Source organism: Phascolarctobacterium sp. (genome assembly GCF_045124115.1).
Lineage (GTDB): Bacteria > Bacillota > Negativicutes > Acidaminococcales > Acidaminococcaceae > Phascolarctobacterium_A.
In genome coordinates this window covers 1-1,651 of sequence record NZ_JBGVLF010000050.1, presented here as the reverse complement: position 1 = coordinate 1,651, position 1,651 = coordinate 1, and the positions used below count along the sequence as shown (strand labels likewise).

General features: G+C 47.1%; 2 protein-coding genes. Both read right to left on the bottom strand.

Going from position 1 to position 1,651, the window contains the following annotated elements; genetic code table 11:
* Positions 1-668, bottom strand: a 668-nt coding sequence (locus ACJMM4_RS07810) for a hypothetical protein (RefSeq protein ID WP_405383887.1), incomplete at its 3' end; no start/stop codon positions are given.
* A gap of 10 nt (positions 669-678) precedes the next feature.
* A complete protein-coding gene (locus tag ACJMM4_RS07805; RefSeq protein ID WP_405383885.1) occupies positions 679-1,479 on the bottom strand; it encodes an N-acetylmuramoyl-L-alanine amidase in 801 nt (266 codons plus the stop codon).
* Positions 1,480-1,651: the final 172 nt, after the last annotated feature.

Here is a 1,651-nt window from a genome sequence, read left to right as displayed (position 1 = left end):
GTAGGTGTGCTTGGCTTGTCCTGCTTATTCTCCACCGATACGTCCGCTAAATCGCTTGCCTTTACGGCTTCGTATACTTTGCCCCTACGGCTTTCATATTGCCCCATTACGCTATCTTTTAAGGCGTAGGCGTGTATTTCTTCAAGTCCTACCTTTTCGACCCCTCCAAGGGCATTTCCTGCGGTCGTTGCAATCCTGCTACTCGCACCGCTACCGCCTTGGTTCTCCAAGTCTGCATAATAAGCAAGTGCCTTTAAGGATACAAGACCCGTCTTTACGCCATTTTTGACGTATCGGGTTATATCCTCATTTGCTAAATCGTCCTGTACTTCCTTTCCCTGCGGAGTGGAAAGTAACTTGGAAATTACCTTTGCTTCCTCTGCGGTTGCTGCTCTCTCCTTTTTATCCCATGCTTTCGGACTACTTCCGGCAATCTCATTATACAGGGTTTCCCCTAATATCTCCTTTGCCTGCTCCTGGTCCTTATTTACAATGGTCTGCAAGAGGGGCAACGCACGCCCCCAATAGGCGTTCCATTGGCATTTACCTATACTCATGCCGTGCTTGTTGTCGTTTTTGTTTACGCTTCCATAGTTGCCCTCTTGGGCGTAAATGATACCGCTTGCAACCGCCACAACCTTTTTAATCTGTGCTGCCGTTACTGCCATTGTGTACCTCCTACTTTCTTATGCTTGCCTTATCAACCCAACCATAAACACCCTTGCCGTCCTGTGAGATACAATGGTAAGGGTGTGTGCCTTTGGTATTGATTGCCGTTACCTTACAGGTGCTTGTTTTATTTACCGTCTTGGCTGCCTTTGCTGTCGTAGAGGACTTGTAAACCGGTCCGCCTGTAAATGTTACTGTATCGTTTTTGCTGATTGCTCCGCCGTCTGCGTTCCCATTATCTGTGTTGCCGTTGTTTCCGCCATTGTCTGCAATACCCAAGGTCTTTAAGATACCTTTGGCGTATGCGATACCAAAGGCTCTCTGTTCTGCCAATGTGTCCGCCTGTGCTGCGTCTGCTGCATTGTCTACAAACACGCCCTCGCAAATAATAGACGGTGCTTTGATACAACGGATAAATCCGTAGTAATCAGACCCGGAAGAGTTAAGCCGGGTCTTTAATCCTCTGCTGTTCTGTCCGATTGCTTTTACCTCTGCTTCAATGTTCTGTGCAAGGGTCTTAGATGTACCGCCTTTGTGATAGTGGTATACCTCGAATCCGTCCCCGCCCCCGGCGTTGTTATGAATATCCACCGCCAAATCCGGGTTAAATGCGTTGCACTCTCTGATTTCCTCGGTCAAAGGGTCGTTTTCATCTACTGTACGGCTCATTTTTACCGTTACGCCGTTCGCCTGTAAATAATCACGGCAAGCCAACGCCATATTGAGGTTTACATCTGCTTCCTTGATGTACTTTACCGCTCCGGGGTCGTTTCCTCCGTGACCTACTCCTAAAAATACTTTTTTTGCCATAGGGCATTACCTCCTATACTGTGATATTGTTTAAATCAACGGTCATATCCTTTGTTTCCTCCGGGTATCCCTGTTTGATTTTGATAATGTTTTCTGCCTTGGCTTTCCAACAATACAAGGCAATTACTGTAGTTGTCGGCGTGGCTATGTATGTTGCCAATACGCCGAATTG

Bases quoted from the DNA above. Each gene is read 5' to 3' on its own strand.
- ACJMM4_RS07805 (WP_405383885.1), bottom strand. From the start codon at position 1,479: ATGGCAAAAAAAGTATTTTTAGGAGTAGGTCACGGAGGAAACGACCCC.